The sequence below is a fragment of the Chitinophaga pendula genome (genome assembly GCF_020386615.1).
Taxonomy (GTDB): Bacteria; Bacteroidota; Bacteroidia; order Chitinophagales; family Chitinophagaceae; genus Chitinophaga; species Chitinophaga pendula.
This window is the reverse complement of record NZ_CP077769.1, coordinates 1,916,393-1,934,812: the sequence shown is the minus strand read 5'-3', so window position 1 is coordinate 1,934,812 and position 18,420 is coordinate 1,916,393. Positions and strand designations below refer to the sequence as shown.

General features: G+C 50.6%; 12 protein-coding genes. 7 read left to right on the top strand and 5 right to left on the bottom strand.

Going from position 1 to position 18,420, the window contains the following annotated elements; all coding sequences use genetic code 11:
* Window positions 1-208 precede the first annotated feature (208 nt).
* The 4 genes from KTO58_RS07470 (at window position 209) to KTO58_RS07455 (ending at window position 7,861) form a co-directional block, all read left to right on the top strand.
* Window positions 209-1,324, top strand: a complete 1,116-nt coding sequence (locus tag KTO58_RS07470; protein ID WP_095841655.1) for an efflux RND transporter periplasmic adaptor subunit — start codon at window positions 209-211, stop codon at window positions 1,322-1,324.
* Window positions 1,325-1,441: 117 nt separating this feature from the next.
* Entirely contained in the window at window positions 1,442-4,591 is a 3,150-nt protein-coding gene (locus KTO58_RS07465; protein WP_095839985.1) for an efflux RND transporter permease subunit, read from the top strand.
* A gap of 8 nt (window positions 4,592-4,599) precedes the next feature.
* Window positions 4,600-6,075 (top strand): efflux transporter outer membrane subunit, encoded by a 1,476-nt coding sequence (locus KTO58_RS07460; protein ID WP_198314983.1) that lies wholly within the window; start codon window positions 4,600-4,602, stop codon window positions 6,073-6,075.
* A 169-nt stretch (window positions 6,076-6,244) separates the two neighbouring features.
* Complete coding sequence (locus tag KTO58_RS07455; RefSeq protein ID WP_095839987.1) at window positions 6,245-7,861, top strand: hybrid sensor histidine kinase/response regulator; 1,617 nt, start codon at window positions 6,245-6,247, stop codon at window positions 7,859-7,861.
* Between the two features lie 22 nt (window positions 7,862-7,883).
* Here KTO58_RS07455 and KTO58_RS07450 read toward each other — a convergent pair whose 3' ends face one another.
* From KTO58_RS07450 to KTO58_RS07435, 4 genes are read right to left on the bottom strand one after another with little or no spacing between them, the layout of a single operon-like run.
* Window positions 7,884-8,468, bottom strand: coding sequence for a chemotaxis protein CheB (locus KTO58_RS07450; RefSeq protein WP_095839988.1), 585 nt, complete (start codon window positions 8,466-8,468; stop codon window positions 7,884-7,886).
* Entirely contained in the window at window positions 8,465-9,304 is an 840-nt protein-coding gene (locus KTO58_RS07445) for a CheR family methyltransferase (protein ID WP_225860118.1), read from the bottom strand. The genes KTO58_RS07450 and KTO58_RS07445 overlap by 4 nt, the downstream gene beginning before the upstream one ends.
* The gene (locus tag KTO58_RS07440) at window positions 9,301-9,663 is read right to left on the bottom strand and encodes a response regulator (protein WP_095841657.1); all 363 of its coding nucleotides are present in this window, start codon (window positions 9,661-9,663) and stop codon (window positions 9,301-9,303) included. The genes KTO58_RS07445 and KTO58_RS07440 overlap by 4 nt, the downstream gene beginning before the upstream one ends.
* Window positions 9,664-9,700: 37 nt before the next feature.
* Window positions 9,701-13,690 carry a response regulator gene (locus KTO58_RS07435; protein WP_225860117.1) on the bottom strand — a complete coding sequence of 1,330 codons (3,990 nt, stop codon included), beginning with the start codon at window positions 13,688-13,690 and terminating at the stop codon, window positions 9,701-9,703.
* A 231-nt stretch (window positions 13,691-13,921) separates the two neighbouring features.
* Between KTO58_RS07435 and KTO58_RS07430 the strand changes: the two genes are divergently transcribed.
* Window positions 13,922-14,347 (top strand): response regulator, encoded by a 426-nt coding sequence (locus tag KTO58_RS07430; RefSeq protein ID WP_157753125.1) that lies wholly within the window; start codon window positions 13,922-13,924, stop codon window positions 14,345-14,347.
* 183 nt (window positions 14,348-14,530) lie between these two features.
* On the opposite strand, the gene KTO58_RS07425 is transcribed toward KTO58_RS07430, so the two are convergent.
* On the bottom strand, window positions 14,531-14,719 hold the full coding sequence (locus KTO58_RS07425; RefSeq protein WP_095839990.1) for a hypothetical protein: 189 nt from the start codon (window positions 14,717-14,719) through the stop codon (window positions 14,531-14,533).
* A gap of 45 nt (window positions 14,720-14,764) precedes the next feature.
* Between KTO58_RS07425 and KTO58_RS07420 the strand changes: the two genes are divergently transcribed.
* The gene (locus KTO58_RS07420) at window positions 14,765-16,696 is read left to right on the top strand and encodes an ATP-binding response regulator (RefSeq protein WP_095839991.1); all 1,932 of its coding nucleotides are present in this window, start codon (window positions 14,765-14,767) and stop codon (window positions 16,694-16,696) included.
* 884 nt (window positions 16,697-17,580) lie between these two features.
* Window positions 17,581-18,384, top strand: a complete 804-nt coding sequence (locus KTO58_RS07415; RefSeq protein WP_095839993.1) for a hypothetical protein — start codon at window positions 17,581-17,583, stop codon at window positions 18,382-18,384.
* The last annotated feature ends 36 nt before the right edge of the window (window positions 18,385-18,420 follow it).

Genomic DNA, 18,420 nt, shown 5'->3' with positions numbered 1-18,420 from the left:
TACTCCCCTATCGTACGAGCTGCCCCGACGGCAGTGACAGGCTATTCCGGTAAGATATCAGCACCTGCTGCATCATATCCTGCCAGTATTGTGATGTCATGTTTTTTGCCTGTCACAACAGGTAGCGCGATTATGTACTTACAAGCTGCTTTATTCTATTTCATGCATGCGTCTCAACCGCGCATGTAAAACTCTATGCAATAATATCATGCGGACTAAACACTGGATCTATGCGCCTGTGCTCGCTACGGCATTGGCTGGCTGTGCCACAAAAGGAGGGCCCAATACAAAAGAAGCACCTAAAACGTTACCCGTCACCTCTCTGTCGGTAACAGACACCGTACTGCACCGTAATTATGTTACAGACATACAGGCAGTGCAAAATGTAGAAATACGCGCACGCGTCAAAGGTTTCCTCGACAAGATACATATCGACGAAGGAGCATTTGTGAAACGCGGACAGCTGCTCTTCAGCCTCAATGCCGACGAATACCGCGCAGCACTGGCACAGGCCAAAGCTAACTTGAGCAGCGCCATCGCAGAGGCCAAAGCGGCCGAACTGGAAGCTGGCCGCGTCAAACTATTGGTTGACAAAAAAGTGATCACCAAATCCGAACTGGAAGTTGCCGCCGCTCGCGTAGCAGCCGCCAACGCCCGTGTAGACGAGGCCAGCTCCACAGTAGATAATGCTGCCATGCGACTGGCCTATACCAGCATACGCTCTCCTTTTGATGGCGTAATAGACCGGTTACCCCTTAAACCAGGCAGCCTCATCGATGAAGGCTCCCTGCTCACCTCCGTTTCTGATACCAAGGATGTATATGCTTACTTCAATGTATCAGAGACCGAATACCTCGAATATACCCGCTCCCGCGATCAACATAGAGGCCCACGTACTGTCAGCCTCCTCCTGGCAGATGGTACAGCCTATCCCTATCCGGGCAAAGTAGAGACCATAGAAGGCGAATTTGAAGAAAATACCGGTTCTATCGCCTTCCGCGCCCGCTTTCCAAATCCCGACAAACTGCTGAAACATGGCGCAAGCGGAAAAGTAAGCCTGTCAAATGATCTCGACAGCGCCCTGCTCATCCCGCAAAAAGCCGTATTCGAAATGCAAGACCAGCACTACGTGTTCCTGGTAGATAAACATAACAAAGTGAAGTTGCATCCGTTCGTTCCCGGTCCCCGCATAGCACACTTCTATGTGGCCAAATCAGGACTCCGCGCGGGCGACCGCATCGTATGTGAGGGCGTACTCAATATCCGCGACGGCATGGAAATAAAACCTTCCATGATGCCCATAGATAGCCTGGCAAGATTGTAACCGCCCGGCTTCGCATACACATTGGCTGTCTTCCCGCAAAAGATAGCAGGATCAGCATTGCCGGATCCCTCGTATCTGTGCAATCCTACTATTCATTTAAAACATCGGATCATCAACATGTTCGAACTATTTATTAAAAGACCGGTATTGTCATTGGTGATCTCCCTGATCATCACTTTACTGGGATTACTGGCATTGTTCACACTGCCCGTTACCCAGTTCCCGGACATCGTCCCGCCGTCCGTTACCGTAACGGCAAAATATACAGGTGCTAACGCAGAAGTATGCGCCAAAGCCGTAGCCACACCCCTGGAAAGAGCAATCAACGGCGTACCCGGCATGACCTACATGTCATCCGTATCCAGTAACAACGGTATTACCCTCATACAAATATTTTTCCAGGTAGGCACTGATCCCGATCAGGCCGCAGTGAACGTACAAAACCGCGTGGCTACCATCATCGATGAACTGCCGGAAGAAGTGATCAAAGCAGGTGTGACCACCGAAAAAGAGGTCAACAGTATGCTACTGTACCTCAATATTATGAGTGAAGACAGTACCATGAATGAAAACTTCATCTACAACTTCGCCGATATCAACGTACTACAGGAACTCAAACGTATCGACGGGGTTGGTTTTGCCGAGATCATGGGTGCCAAGGAATACGCCATGCGCGTATGGCTGCACCCCGACCGGATGCTCGCCTACAAAGTATCCGCAGACGAAGTCATCGCCGCCATCCGCAAACAAAATATTGAGGCGGCTCCCGGCAAAACCGGGGAAAGCTCCGACAAAGCCCCGCAACTGTTACAATACGTACTTCGCTATACCGGTAAATTGTTTGAACCCAAACAATACGAAAATATCATCATCCGTGCCGACGCAGATGGCGCCGTCCTTCGCCTGAAAGACCTGGCAGAACTGGAATTCGGCGCACTGAGTTATGGCATGGTCTCCAAGACAGATGGCAAACCTTCCGCGTCTATCATGATGAAACAGCGGCCAGGTTCCAATGCCCGCGAGGTAATCCAGAATGTAAAAGCCCGCATGGCCTCACTGAAGGAAAGTTCCTTCCCACCGGGAATGACGTACAACTTCAACTACGACGTGTCCCGGTTCCTGGATGCCTCCATTCATGAAGTGGTGAAAACACTCTTTGAAGCATTCATACTGGTGTTCGTCATCGTATACCTGTTCCTGCAGGACTTCCGTTCTACGCTGATACCAGCCCTGGCAGTGCCGGTAGCCCTGATCGGTACCCTTTGCTTTATGCAGCTGCTGGGCTTCTCCATCAACCTGCTCACCCTCTTCGCACTGGTACTGGCGATTGGTATCGTAGTCGACAACGCCATTGTCGTCGTCGAAGCCGTACACGTAAAGATGCAGGAAGAACATCTTCCTCCGATGGAAGCCACGATATCCGCCATGAAAGAGATCGGCGGCGCTATCGTAGCCATCACACTCGTGATGTCCGCCGTATTTATCCCCGTCGCCTTCCTGTCAGGTCCAGTAGGCGTTTTCTACCGGCAATTCTCCCTGACATTGGCGATCTCTATCGTCATCTCTGGCATCAATGCATTGACGCTCACACCCGCATTGTGTGCCTTAATGCTCAGACATCATCCCACCGGCAACAAGAAGCGCTCTTTACTCCAGCGTTTTTTCGGCGGATTCAATCGTTCCTACGACCGGGTGTCCGGTCGCTATCAACAACTGATCAGCCGCATCGCGGCGCGCAAAATGATCACTATCGGCTTACTGCTGGCCTTCTTTGCCGCCACCTGGGGTATCAGCGCTATCCTGCCTTCCGGCTTCATCCCTACTGAAGATCAGGGTATGATCTATGTCAACGTTACCACCCCCGCTGGAGCTACCGTAGAACGTACCGAGAAAGTACTCGACCAGGTATATGCCGCCGTGAAAGAACTTGATGCCGTTGAATCCGTATCTACACTCGCAGGCTTCAGCCTTGTAAATGATGTAGCCGGCGCGTCCTATGGGATGGGCATGATCAACCTGAAAAGCTGGGACGAACGGAAGGAAAGCGTAAACGAAATGATCCGAGTGCTCAAAGAAAAGACCGCACATATTGCCGATGCCTCCATCGAGTTCTTCCCGCCCCCCACCGTACCGGGATTCGGCAACTCCAGCGGATTCGAGCTGCGTGTACTGGATCGCAGCGGTAGCGGCAACCTGCGGCAGACCGCCGAGGTCACTAACAACTTCATCAAAGCACTCAATGATAATCCTGCCATCGGCAACGCCTTCACCAGCTTCGATCCGGATTTCCCGCAATACATGATCCATGTCGACCAGGAAATGGCGGCCAAAAAAGGGATCAGTATAGAAAACGCAATGAGTACGCTACAGACACTGATGGGAAGCTTTTATGCGTCTAACTTCATCCGCTTCGGACAAATGTATAAGGTGATGGTACAGGCTGCCCCTCAATACAGGGCGCGCCCGGAAGATATACTTCACCTCTACGTCAAAAACGATATGGGAGAAATGGTATCCTACGCCGACTTTATCCGTATGGAACGCGTATACGGCCCTGAACAGCTGACCCGTTACAACATGTATACCGCAGCAATGATCAATGGAGACGCCGGCCCTGGATATAGCAGTGGCGATGCCATCAAAGCGATACAGGAAGTGGCAGCCACCTCGCTGCCCAGAGGCTACAGCTTTGAATGGAGTGGGATGACCCGTGAACAGATACTCTCCGGCAACCAGGCTATCTACATCTTCATTATTTGCCTGGTCTTCGTATACCTCCTGCTCGCAGCACAATACGAAAGTTTCCTCCTGCCCCTGCCGGTAATACTCTCCTTGCCTGCCGGCATCTTCGGCGCCTTCCTGACACTCAAACTCGCAGGCCTGGAAAATAATATCTATGCCCAGGTAGCACTGGTCATGCTCATCGGGTTGCTGGGTAAAAATGCCATCCTCATCATCGAATTTGCTATCCTGCGCAGCAAACAGGGACACTCCGTACTGGAAGCCGCTAAAGAAGGCGCCGTATCCAGGTTGCGGCCTATCCTGATGACTTCCTTCGCTTTCATAGCAGGTCTTATTCCCCTATGTATCGCTCATGGCGCCGGCGCAATGGGTAACCGCTCTATCGGCAGCGCTGCCGCAGGTGGCATGCTGATCGGTACCCTATTCGGTGTCATCGTCATACCCGGCTTATACGTATTGTTTGCCGGCATAAAAAAAACGGCAGCCTTTAAAACGACAGCAGCCGGCAAATCAGAACATAATTAATGGTAAACATGACAAATCTATCAACACATATATTGTTTCGTGTAGTGCTCACCGTCAGTATTGCCGCCGGTATCGCCGGCTGCCGCACGCAACAACCGTTGCAAACACCACCTGCCCGGCCGCTACCCGATGCATTCCAGGCAGCGAAAGACAGCCTGCCTATCCGCGATACCAACAGCATCGCAGACATCCCCTGGAAACAATTCTTCCGCGACGAACCGTTACAGCAGCTTATTGATACTGCCCTGCAACGCAACTTCGATCTCGGTATGGCCCTGCAGCGGATCGAAAAAGCAAGAGCCACCGCACTGGCCGCCCGCAATGCATGGCTGCCTTCCGTAGATATCTCCGCGACAGCATCGGCAGATAAATATGGCGACTATACGTTGAATGGCGTGGGCAACTTCGATACCAACTTCTCTCCCAACATTAGCAAAGATCAGCAGATACCGACCTCCCCCACCCCGGATTATTTCCTGGGCCTCCGCAGTAGCTGGGAGATCGACGTATGGGGTAAACTTAAATCACAACGTAAGGCAGCGGTTGCAAGATACCTGTCCTCCTTTGAAGACAAACGCCTGGTGACCACCATGCTGGTCGCCGAAGTGGCCAATCTATACTATCAGCTCGTCGCTCTCGACCAGGAGCTGGACATTATCCATAAGAACATATTACTCCAGGAATCGGCACTGTATACCGTACAAGTACAACAAGAAGCCGGAAGGACCACCCTGCTGGCAGTACAGCAGACCGCGGCACAGCTGACCAGCACCCGCAGCCTGGAGTTCGTCACCAAACAACAGATCACCGCCGCAGAAAATCAACTCAACGCACTGATGGGACGCTTCCCGCAACCCATCGCTCGCAGTCACAACATACCTGATGGCGCACTGCCTGCACAACTCTACACCGGCATTCCCAGCGCTATGCTGTTACGCCGACCCGATATCAGGCAGGCCGAACTGGAACTGGCTGCAGCCCGCTCCGACGTGCAGGCTGCCAGGGCGGCATTCCTGCCCTCCCTCCATATCACCCCCTACGCGGGCTTTAACGCCTTTGCCGCCAGCCTGCTCTTCCAAACACCGGCATCCCTGGCATACGGCATATTAGGCAGTATTACCGCCCCGCTGTTCAACAAAAAACAGTTACAGGCGCAATACCTTTCCCAGACCGCTGATGGACAACATGCCTTCCTGGACTATCAGCAGAAGATCGTAACAGCATTCCGCGAAGTAAGTACCAGCCTGCATCAGGTAGAAAATCAACGCCAGGTATACAACCTGAAAACAAAAGAAACACAACTACTGCAGGAAGCAGTCTCTACCTCCAAAGACCTGTTCATGGGTGGCTATGCTTCCTATCTGGAAGTGATCACTGCACAAAAAAGCGTTTTAGAGGCTGAATTAGCCCTGATCTCCTCCCGCCGTGATATGTTTATCGGCACCATCACCTTATATCGCTCCCTGGGCGGTGGATGGAAATAATCATAAGGGCGGCATGGCACATCCCATTCCATGCCGCCACTACCTTTCCCGGCTTCTTATCTTCCTACCGTTCTTCTCCCTCATATGTTCCATTCTTTTTATACATTTGCCGGTATAATAACAGCGGTACAATTATTTGGAATATAACCAGTGATTCATATTTTTAAGCATGATTTTGATCGTTGATGATAAGCCGGAAAATGTTTTATCCCTCCAAAAAACATTGGAACTGCACGGTTTTCAAGTGGACACCGCCTTATCCGGTGAGGAAGCGCTGAAAAAAATACTGAAGCACAGTTATGCCCTCATCATCCTGGATGTCCAGATGCCCAGCATGGATGGGTTCGAAGTAGCAGAGACCGTCTCAGGTTATAGCAAAGCCAAAGATGTTCCTATCATATTTCTCTCCGCTGTCAACAAAGAAAAAAAATTCATCACCAAAGGGTATGCTTCCGGCGGTATCGACTATATCACCAAACCCGTAGATCCGGATATCCTCCTGCTGAAAGTGAAAACGCTCTACAAAATGTACGAGCAGACCAAACAGCTGCAGGACATGCACCGCTCTCTGCAAGAAGAAGTAGAAGTACGTAAAGATGCCCAGGCAGCTTTACGCGCAAAAGTACAGGAACTGCATTCTATACTGGAATCGCTACCGCAGCTGGCATTTACCGCCAGCGCCGACGGTGACGTAGAATATGCCAATCAACATTGGTTCAACTACTCCCCCTCCCTGAAACAGTTCCCTGAAACCGCCGTCAGCAGCACCACTATAGGCGACCTCTGGCGGAATGCCGTCAAACTCGGACAACCACTGGAAACAGAGGTCTACCTCAAAGACCTCCACCAGCAACATTACCGCTGCCACCTGCTCAGAGCCATCCCGCTAAAAGAAGGAAAAGAGGTCATCAAATGGGTAGGTACATTCACAGACATCGCCTATCAGAAACAGGCCAACGAAATCCTGGAACAACGGGTAGAAGAACGCACCCGGGAGCTGCAGGAAATGAATCACGCATTGGAAGTAAGTAACCACGACCTGCAACAATTCGCCTCCGTAGCCTCCCACGATCTGAAAGAACCCTTGCGCAAGATACAGCTGTTCGGCGCCATCCTCAGGGACAAACACCTCGTACAAGACCCCGATGCCTTACAGTATATGGATCGCATCGTCAGCTCCTCCGAACGCATGACACGCCTGATCAGCGACCTGCTTAACTTCTCCAGGCTCTCTGCCCATCACGACTTCGAACGCACCGATCTGAACCTCATCATCACCGATATATTGGCCGACCTCGAACTATCCATTCACGATGCAACCGCAGAAGTGATCGTAGACCAACTCCCCCATATAGATGCAGTGCCGGGACAAATCCGCCAGGCATTCCAGAACATTATCAGTAACGCACTCAAATTCCGCCGCCCGGGTGTAAAACCGGTCATCCATATTTCCGCTACCCTCATAGCAGAAAAAGCCATAGATAGCCTCCCAGCATGCGATGGCCGCTACTGCCGTATCCTCATCGCCGACAACGGTATCGGCTTCAATGAAAAATACCTGTCTAAAATATTTACGCTCTTCCAACGGCTACATTCTAAAGAAGAATATGAGGGCACAGGCATCGGTCTGGCTATCGCCAAAAAGGTAGTGGAAAAACACCAGGGACTCATCACCGCCAGCAGCCGCGAACACGAAGGCGCCACCTTTGTCATCGTACTGCCCGTCTCCCAGGAAAATACCACGCTGGCAGACACCAGCCTGCATGCTGCCGTCAACAACGCTTGACAGGTAATACAATACTGTATGGTCAACGGGTGGCTTTCCGCGCTCCTAATGAATTGATAAAAACAGCCATCTCTGCCGCCTTGAGCACATGAGCTACTTTGCCCAGGGTCAGGGCATATTGCGGCATATAAGGTACCTCTGCATCTGCAGGGTCCTGTACTATAGTTAAAGCGCCTTTCTTGCCAGCCTCGTGTAAGGCAGCAGCACCGTCAGCGTTAGCGCCGGACAGTAACAGGCAGGCTAATGCTGCGCCATAGATATCTGCGGCCGCAGCAAAGGTAATGTCAATGCTCGGCCGGCTGTAGTGCAGCTTTTCTGAATAGTCTAATGTAAGGGTGTGATCTTGCTCTACCAGCAGGTGATAGTCTGAAGGAGCAATATAGATCACTCCCGGCTTCAGCAGGTCTTTCTCTTCCACTTCCCGGACCTCCAGCCTTGTCTTCGCGCTGAGCAGGTCCGACAATACGGAATCCTGGTCATTACGGCGGTGCAATACGATAATGATAGACAATGGAAGCGCCACATCCAACCCAGGTAGTATCTGCAGAATAGCATCCAAGCTACCCGCCGATCCGCCTATGACTAATAATCTGATGTCTGCTTTCATTTAGCTATCTTCCTCCATATTTTTTCCTTACCCTCGATCTTTTTGAATTGTGGCGACACCCTGGTGAACTTTAACGTCTCCTTCGACCCCAATGCCAGATATCCCAGTTGGTCCAGGCTCTCGCTGAACAATTGTAATACGTCGTCCTGCAAAGTCCTATTGAAATAGATCAGCACATTCCGGCACACGATCAGCTGAAACTCATTAAAAGAGCGGTCCGTCACCAGATTATGCGCCGCAAAGATGATCTTGTTACCCAGGTCCTCCCGGAACTTGGCATATTCATAATTGGCAGAATAATAACGGGAAAACTCATTCTGCCCGCCAGCCAGCATATAGTTCTGAGAATACTGTTGCATCTGCGACAACGGAAAAAATCCCTTCCGCGCCCGCTCCAGGACGCCCTGGTTGAGATCCGTCGCGTAAATGATAGATTTCTGCAACAGGTTCATCTCTTCCAGCATGATCGCCATCGAATACACTTCCTCTCCGGTAGAACAACCGGCATGCCAGATACGGATAAAAGGATAGGTAGCCAATACCGGCAATACCTCACTTCTTAATGCCTGGTAAAATGTAGGGTCACGGAACATCTCCGTTACATTTACCGTAATCTCCTCCACCAGGTAAGTCAAAAATGCCGGATCAGTACGTACCCGGTAACGTAATTCTGCAAAACTGGGAAAACGATCCTTAAAAAACACACGATTGATCCTTCTCTTAATGGAAGCATGCGAATAATTTGTAAAATCATACCCGTAGAACTCCATCATGTCATTCAACAAGGCGGCCACCTCTTCGTCCTTTATGTAGTTCAGTTCTTCCATCTCGCTCATTGATACATAGCCAGTATCTTTAGTAGGTCATCAATATCTATGGGTTTGGAAATGTACGCATTAGCCCCCGCAGCTAGGCACTTCTCCCGGTCGCCGACCATCGCCTGCGCCGTTACAGCTACCACCGGGGTCTGCGCAATACCCGCCTCTGCCCTGATACGCCCGATCGCCTCATATCCATCCATGTCAGGCATCATGATGTCCATCAACACCACATTTACCGGCTGCTGCTGTTGTAACAGTAAATGAATGCCTTCTTCAGCTCCGTTAGCTGTTAATATTTCAAAACCTCTCGATCGCAACACCGCCCGCAACGCAAAAATATTACGGGTATCATCATCTATGATCAGCACTTTCATATATGCATTATTCCTTTGGATATTCAATTTAATGAGGTCAGGGTTTACGCGCCGTCCTGTCATATAGCCATACCCGTAGTAAGGATAATAGCTGGTCAACATCTACAGGTTTAGAAATATAATCCGACGCGCCGGCCTGTATACATTTCTCCCGGTCCCCCATCATCGCTTTAGCCGTAACAGCGATGATAGGCAGGTATTTGAACCGCGGATCCTTCCGGATATGAGCAATCGCTTCATACCCGTCCATCTCCGGCATCATCATATCCATTAACACGATGTCTATCTCCGGATGATCGTTCATCTGTTGCAATGCCTCCCGGCCATCCACCGCAGACAGTATCTCCATCTTATGTTTCTCCAGCGCTTTCGACAGAGAGAAGATATTACGCACATCATCGTCGGCAATCAGTACCTTCTTATCATGCAGCACCTCGCCCATACCCGACAGCTTGCTGAATCGGGCTGCCAGCTGCGAAGTACCGTTATTGTTCTCCTCTACCAGGTGCAGGAACAATGACACCTCATCCAGCATCCTTTGATACGAATGCGCCGTCTTGATCACGATACTGTCAGCATACTGACGTATCCGTTGCTCCTCCGGTTTCGATAACGACTTACCCGTAAAAATAATAACAGGCAGGTTCTCCAGCCCTTCATTCGCCTTCACAGCCTCCAATGTCTGATAAGCATTCATATCGGGAATACCCATGTCCAGTATCACGCAATCTACCTCGTTGCTGTGCAAGGCATTCACCCCTTGCTGCAGGTTACTGCTGATCTCTGCCGACACATTGAAAGTGCCCAGGAAGTAAGCCAGCGCTTTCGCATGCTGCGGATTATCCTCTACGATCAACACTTTGCGGGACGTACGGTTCAATACATGCTCCAGTTTTTCAAACAGATGCTGCATCTGCTCCTGATCGATCGGCTTGGTGATAAAGTCGATAGCTCCCTTACTGATGCTTTCCTTCTTCATCTCCAGTGACGACATCATATGTACCGGTATCGCCCGCGTCTGCCAGTCAGATTTTAATTCATCCATTACCTGCCAGCCGTCTTTTACGGGCAATAATATATCCAAGAGTATGCCAGCTGGTTTATACTGACGGGCCAGTTCCAGGCCCTCGTCACCGCGTACGGATACAATGCCTTTATATCCCTTTTCACGGGTGAAGTCCAGCAACGCTTTCGCAAAGGCCCGGTCGTCTTCGATGATCAGGATCGCTTTGTCATCAGCTGTTATCGACTCCCGGTCGTCTTCCACTCCCTCGGGGATGAAGCTGGTCACAAAGGTAGAGGGCACATTACGGTCCGTCGCAGGAGCCTCCGGTGTGATCATATCAGGAGGTAATTCCCAGGCTGCCGCCGGCGTAGGGTGATTGGCCGCCAGCTTGGACATGGGTATACTGATCGTAAATGTACTACCCGTACCTGACTCACTTTCCAGTGTGATCACCCCTCCCAGCAATCGGGTCAGCTCACGGCTGATAGACAACCCTAATCCCGTACCGCCATATTTACGACGGGTAGAACCGTCCGCCTGCTGAAAAGCCTCAAAGATCACCTGCTGCTTATCCTCCGGAATACCAATACCACTGTCCTTCACCACAAAATCTACCATATCTCCTTTCCGTGCATTAGGTACTATATGTAAACGCACTTGACCCGCAGAAGTAAACTTCAACGCATTGGACAACAGGTTTTTCAATACCTGCTCCAACCGCACCCGGTCAGTCTCTATATAAGCAGGCAAACGTTCATCCACCTGCAATATCAACTCCAGCCCTTTATCCACTGCAATTGGCACGAACAACTGCCGCAGGTCCTGTAATAACTCTGCCAGGTACAGGTTACCATACTCCAGCTCCATCTTACCAGACTCTATCTTCGACAGATCCAGTATCTCATCGATCAGCGTCAGCAGCCCCTTACCGGAACTCTGTATCACCTGCGAATATTCTACCTGGTCCTTGTTCAGGTTCTGCTCATGATTCTCCGACAACAACCTGGACAACAACAGGATAGAGTTCAATGGCGTCCGCAGCTCATGCGACATATTAGCCAGGAACTCTGATTTGTATTTCGTGCTCAGCGCCAGCTCCTCCGCTTTCTGCTGGATTTCCAGGTTACGTTCGATGATCAGCTGGTTCTTCTCTTCCAGCAAACGGCTACGTTCCTCCAGCTCATGATTCGATTGCATCAGCTCTTCCTGCTGCACTCGCAGCTCCTCCTCGGATGCCTGTAACTTCTGTGTCTGAGCTTCCAGCTCCGCATTCAGGTTCTCCATTTCCGTATGCTGCGTCTGCAACTCTTCCGCCTGCGACTGCGTCTCTTCCAGCAACTCCTGCTGACGATCCCGGCTCTTCGCCGAGCGGATCGCCACCGCTATGTTCTCCCCGGCTTCCACCGCATACTCCATCATCGCCGATGGGAATGGCTGTAAAGCCGCTATTTCTACTACTCCCTCTACCGTGCCCGCATACACTAAAGGTAATACCAGCAGGTAAGACGGTGCCGTATGCATCAACGCACTCTCCACCTGTAAATGTGCCGGAGTTTTATGTTCGAGGTATAATGGCTCCCGGCTTACCATCACCTGGCCGGCCAGCGTAGTACCCTCCATCACCATCACCGGCGCCGGCCGGGAAGCCGGTAAAGCATAACTGGCCGTCAGGTGTAAAGCCTTCCGCTGCGTCACATAAAATGCAGCCGTTTGAGCGTGCAGGTAGTCTACCAGCTCCCGCATGGCATCCTCACACAATTTCGCCAGCTCCCGATCCTCCAGCAAAGTGCCGTTGATCCGGCTAATACCCGTCTGTATCCATATCTTCTGCTCATTCTGCCAGCGTAGCTGCTGCAGGTCCTCTTTCATCTGCATCACCGCAGTGCCAAGTTCATCCCGCTCACTACGCGGATTCACCAGCACACTGAAGTCGCCTCTCCCTATCGACACCGCCGCCGCTGCCAGCGCACTGTTGGCATGGTCGATACGTTTCAGCGAACGCCCCAGACTACCGATCGCATCCTTGGAAGTAATATCCAGTTTCAGCCCCGTCACCCCATCAGCTATCTGTTCAGCCGCAACTCTCAACTCTCCCAGAATATCAGAGATCGTCCGGATAGTATAGAATACGATCCAGATCACGATAAATATGATCAACACCACGATCACCAGGTTACGGTTACGGGTGTTCAGCTCACGTTGATGTACTTCACGGGCCTTTTCAATCACCGTTTTGACCATCTGCCGCTGCAGCGTTTTGATATTGTCTACCGCATCGGCAGAAGTCCGCCACCACACTTCAGGCGATAGCTTCGTCGTATCAATCGTACGCTGACGGATCACATTGTCTATATAGGCAATAATAGGCCGTACACTGTCGCTGGCCAGCCGGCGCTCATATTCTTTAATATCCTGCACCGCCGCTTTCTCCTTAAACTCCGCTGTCAACGAATGGAAAAGCTCATAATGATTCATCACCCCGCCAATCTCGCTGGGCCAGCTCTCCCCTTTCATGATCAGATAGTAGAGATCCATCCGCACGATCCCCAGGTTAGTCGCCATCTCCGTCAGCAACTGCTGCCCGAGCAACTGCTGGCGGATATCCTCCAACGGCTCCAATTCGGGCACATCAGTAACAGATAAGGATTGTAAACGGGAAATAACATTGGTGTAGTAATTGATCACCTCGTTTTGAGACAACTCACGCTTGCGAATCGCTGCACGCCGTTGGGAAAGCGTGTTCAGCATCGTATAAGACTCAAAACGGCCCAGGCTGGCGCCATAATTCTGTTGCAACCCTGCTATAAATGCGTCCGTTTTCGATTGTTGCAATAACACCCCATCCGGATCCTTCCCGTGCATAATGAACAACACGGCACTACGCCGCTCCTGTTGCAGCTCATCTACCAATCGTAGAATGGCCACCGAACGGTCCACTTGCTTTAATAAACGGTCTATTACAGCGATCTCCTGGGTCTGGCGATATAGGGTCTGGGTTGCAAAATACAGCAGACAGGCCAAAGGGACTATAGCTATAATAAATAACTTGCTCCTGAGTGGTAAACGCTTAAAATATTGATTCATCTGCCCCTGTTCTGGTATAAAAGGCCAATTTACAAAATCCAACCAGTATATCCCTTTTATTATAAGGAAAAATACACCAGTCTGATCATATGCAGTATTTATTTATATATTCGGACAATTTAACGGGGCATCTCAATATTTCATTTTATCCTTTATTTTTGTGGGGCTTTGCGAACAATTATGCATTCTGATTACAAATTTAGTTCTGTTTTACTGGTAGATGATGACATCGATGACCGCACCATCTTTTCTGAGGTGCTGAAAGATATCGATCAGGCCCTCACCTGTAATACCGCATCCAACGGAGAAGATGCCCTGACTCAACTGGAAAACGGACTTCGTCCGGATATCATATTCCTGGACCTCAATATGCCCCGCATCAATGGCAAACAATTCCTCCAGGAAATAAAAAAACAGGAAGACCTGCAGGATATTCCCGTTATCATCTATACGACCTCCTCGGAAGTACAGGATAAAAAAGAAACCCAACAACTGGGCGCCAGTGGTTACTTTACGAAGCCAAGTAATATCCGCACCCTGGAACAGAAACTGCGGAAAACACTCCTCGGCCAGCTCAGCGAATTCGAACTGTAATCATATTATCTGCGCATACGGTCCTTATCCTTCCGGTAAGGCCATATCACGTATATAATCACCAACAGTAACGCGATTCCCACTATCACAAGATTCGTCAACATACGCTGCTTTTTAAATGGGAAAATAAACCCCGGCAACTGGCCTACTCCTGCCTGCTACCGGGGTGTAAGGCTATATACACTATTTGCCGTGTTTTACACGCTTGCGCTCACTCTTTTTCTCCTTCTCCGGATGGGTGACGTCATCTGCCTTATCCATCCACTCCTCATTTTTACGGCTGTCCAGATGATCCCGGATCTCCGGCATCGGCTTATGTGATGGCCCCTGCCGTGGCGTCCGGTCAGATTGATTAACGGTACTTGTTTTCATAACTCATAGTTTTAATGTGCATCCACTGCTATTCCTACAAACCACATGCCCCGATGCCAGCTGGTAGCAGAGCAAACACAACAACAACTCCTCAACATCCGGAATGCGCATAAAAACGTATTTACTAATAGGAATGCTAAACAAACAGAACTAACTAATCATCCGGACCTCAAAGCCCGTTTCATGCTTAACAGCAATGTGATGCCCCAAAAAGCCTCATCCCATACTATGATATGGAAAGATGGGTTGACCCGATTACGCCTGGCCGGTATATCCCGCACCAGCGACGAAGATGCACGCCGTATCATCATCGTCAACACCCTGAGCCTCTTCACATTCGCCCTGTGCTTGGTCTTCGGTACCGCCATCGCCCTTGTCGCAGGTAATCTTAATATATTGTTCCCCGCCTATTTCGAAGCACTCGGATTTGCAGGTGTCATCTGGCTCAACGCCCGGCGTCACCCCCGCGCCGCCGCCGTCTGCATGCACCTGCTCTACAATGGCTCCGCCATCTGCTTCGGCATCCTTTTCGGCGCATTGACAGAAGTGCAACTGCTGGCCGTATTCCTCGGCGGCACCGCCCTCCTCGTCTTTAAAGGCAACATGCGCATCTGGTGCATCGGTATCACCGTACTGACCATCCTTCTCCTCGAAATCAATTTCTATACTGAGATCATCACCCCCATCACCACCGACAGACACCTCATCTTCGTCATCCGGTGGATCACCACCAGCTGCATCATCGCCGTCAATGCACTGATCATCTATTTTTATGTCCGGTACAACGACTCCCTCCTGTATACCATGAAAGTATACAGCGAAAACCTCGAAGAACTGGTACGCGACCGCACCCGCGATGCAGAAAATGCCAACGAAGCCAAAAGCGTATTTGTCCGCGAAATATGCCATGAGATCAGAAATCCCCTCAATGGTATGTACGGCATCAGCCAACTGCTGCTCATGGATAGCATCAAAAACAATATCCCCGCCCATCAGGCAGCCCTCATACAAGACCTCTACGCCGCCAATCACAATACCCTGGAGATCATCAACAACTCCCTCGAGCTGGCCAGCATCGAAGCAGGCAAAAAAGCGCAGATCCATGAGACCTCATTACGCATCCGTGAATGGATCAGCAACATCTGCAATACCTACCAGTATATCAGCAACACCCGCGCCGTACGACTCGTGCTGGAAGTAGATGATACCGTTCCCGCCATCATCCTCGGCGATCGTATCATCCTCACCCAGATCGTCAACAACCTCCTCTCCAACGCCATCAAGTTCACCGCCCCACATACCAGCGTACACCTCCGTATCCACGCCGATATCCACCACTGGTACCTCACCGTCACCGATAAAGGTAGTGGCATCAGCCGCGAAAAACTGGATAAGATATTCGACCCCTTCGTCAAAGAAACCGCCACTTTCCTCAGCGGCACCGGCCTGGGACTACCCATCACCAAACGCCTCACCAGCGTATTACAGGGAAAGATCTCTGTAGACAGCGAACCAGGAAAAGGCGCATGCTTCCAGGTACAACTGCCCCTCACCGCCGCTCCCGAAAATGTTGGCGATACCGGCGATCAACTACTCGACTTCGCCCCTCTCCCGCATAAAAAAGTACTCCTGATAGAAGACAATCGCCTCAACCAGATCGTAATGGGACGTTTCTTCCAGAACATCGGTTGCGAAATCGCCTTCGCCGGCAACGGCCTGGAAGGCCTCCGCAAAGCCGCCACCGTCCTGCCCGATATCATCCTCCTCGATATGCATATGCCCGAAATGGGCGGCATCGACACACTAAAACATCTCAAAGCAAATCCCGCCCTGCAACACATCCCCGTATTCGCTTCCTCCGGCGATGCCTTCACCGATGCCATCACCGCCGCCATGAACGCCGGCGCCAGCGAATACCTGACCAAACCCATCGACTTCCGGACTCTTTATGCCTTGCTGTACAGGTACTTATCCTGACCACCTGCTTCCCGCTTATCCGCCCGTACACACTCACCATCGCCGCCCACCCTCCGATTACTAAATCTGGATTGCCGGTCAACGCCAGCCGCCGTTACTTTGCAGCTATACACACACCCTCCTATCCCTGTACCACGAAATGCCGAAAAAGGACGCGTCTGCGTCCACGGAGGGAACAGGCGGCCTATCACCTGCCTCCTATAGTCAGACAACGGTTTGAGCCAAAACTGTCACATCAATGCCCCACACCGGGCCACCATCTCACCGGCAGGAAGCCTTCCGCTTCCCGCCGGCTTTTCTTGCTCCCTCCCCACACATCCCTTCCAAAAAGAGAAAAAAGTATATATTCACGCCGGCTCAAGCGTTTGCACATTTATTACCAAATCCACCCAAACCCACTACCACAAAGGGATAGCGCTTCAAGTCCACCTATCCCTTATCATTCCTATAGTTCTCCTATAACATTCCTTTAATATACCCGGCCAGCACATATCTGGCAAAAATCCCCTTCATTTACCCCGAAAAAGGGCATTCAACCCCCTAAACTGATACTTTTTTAACTGTCTCAAATCCCCCTGCCTGATAGTATCCACCACCTACACAAACGTTTCCGTCCCCCTTTCGTGTTAATCTGACATTCATTCCGTATACACTAACTATACCTGTAAATCCGCCACAGGCAAAGGAAAGCAACACCAATAGCGCCATTTTCACAATAATTTACTTTCCCATATATGTATGAACCTGTATAATAACAAGCAAATAACAAAAATGCTATTGAAGAGAATGTGATCCCCTGTAACTTCGCATTGATTTTAAACAAACGACAGGCGCTATTCAGATCAACAGCTCAAAAAAGGCATTATTATTCTCAATCGTAATCTATGTCCAACCTGAAGAAAATCCGCAGGGCAATTCCTGTAGCGGCTGTAGCCGCAGGCGTGCTTTTCAGCGCGTTCCGCACCGGCGATAAACCGGTATTATTACAAAAGATCAGCTCCGCCGGTGGTAACACACGTATCCACTACAACATGGACAACACCGTACAGCAATTGCTGATCACCAATAAAAGCGAATTCGGCGACTATACAACCGCCCGCATTCCGGTATACGAAAACGGCCGCCTGACCGGCACCCGTATCAGCGAGACAGAAGAAAACGGCTCCGAACGCCCCTTCTCCCGCCTTCAATACGAATCCGGCAGCAACCGTATCAGCCAGGTACAATACCTCCTCGGCGAACAGGTAAACAGCTACGACTCGCTGGTATACAACACCAACGGACAGGTCATCGCTAAATACTACTTCGCTAAACAGGCTACCAACGGCCAGTTCGCCAGCCAGAACTGTCAACAGTACACCTGGGACCAGAAAGGTAACGTCACCCGCATGGAAAACCTGGGCCGCACCAGCACCCAGGCAGATTTCAAACTGGTATCTGCCGTAGATTATACCTACGACAGTAAACCAAATGCCCACCTGCAAATACCAGGCATGGCATTCATCACCGATATCGCTCCGACCAACATGTCGGCCAATAATATTACGTCAGAAACACTGACTACCATCGCCACCGGCAAACAACAGACCGGCACCTATACATATACCTACAATGCCAGGAAATACCCGGTACGCGTAGTATATAACACCGGCGCAGAGAGATTCTCCACTTCCCTCGAATGGAAGTAATCATAACCTTGCTTCAACTGAAAAGGCCTACCCAAC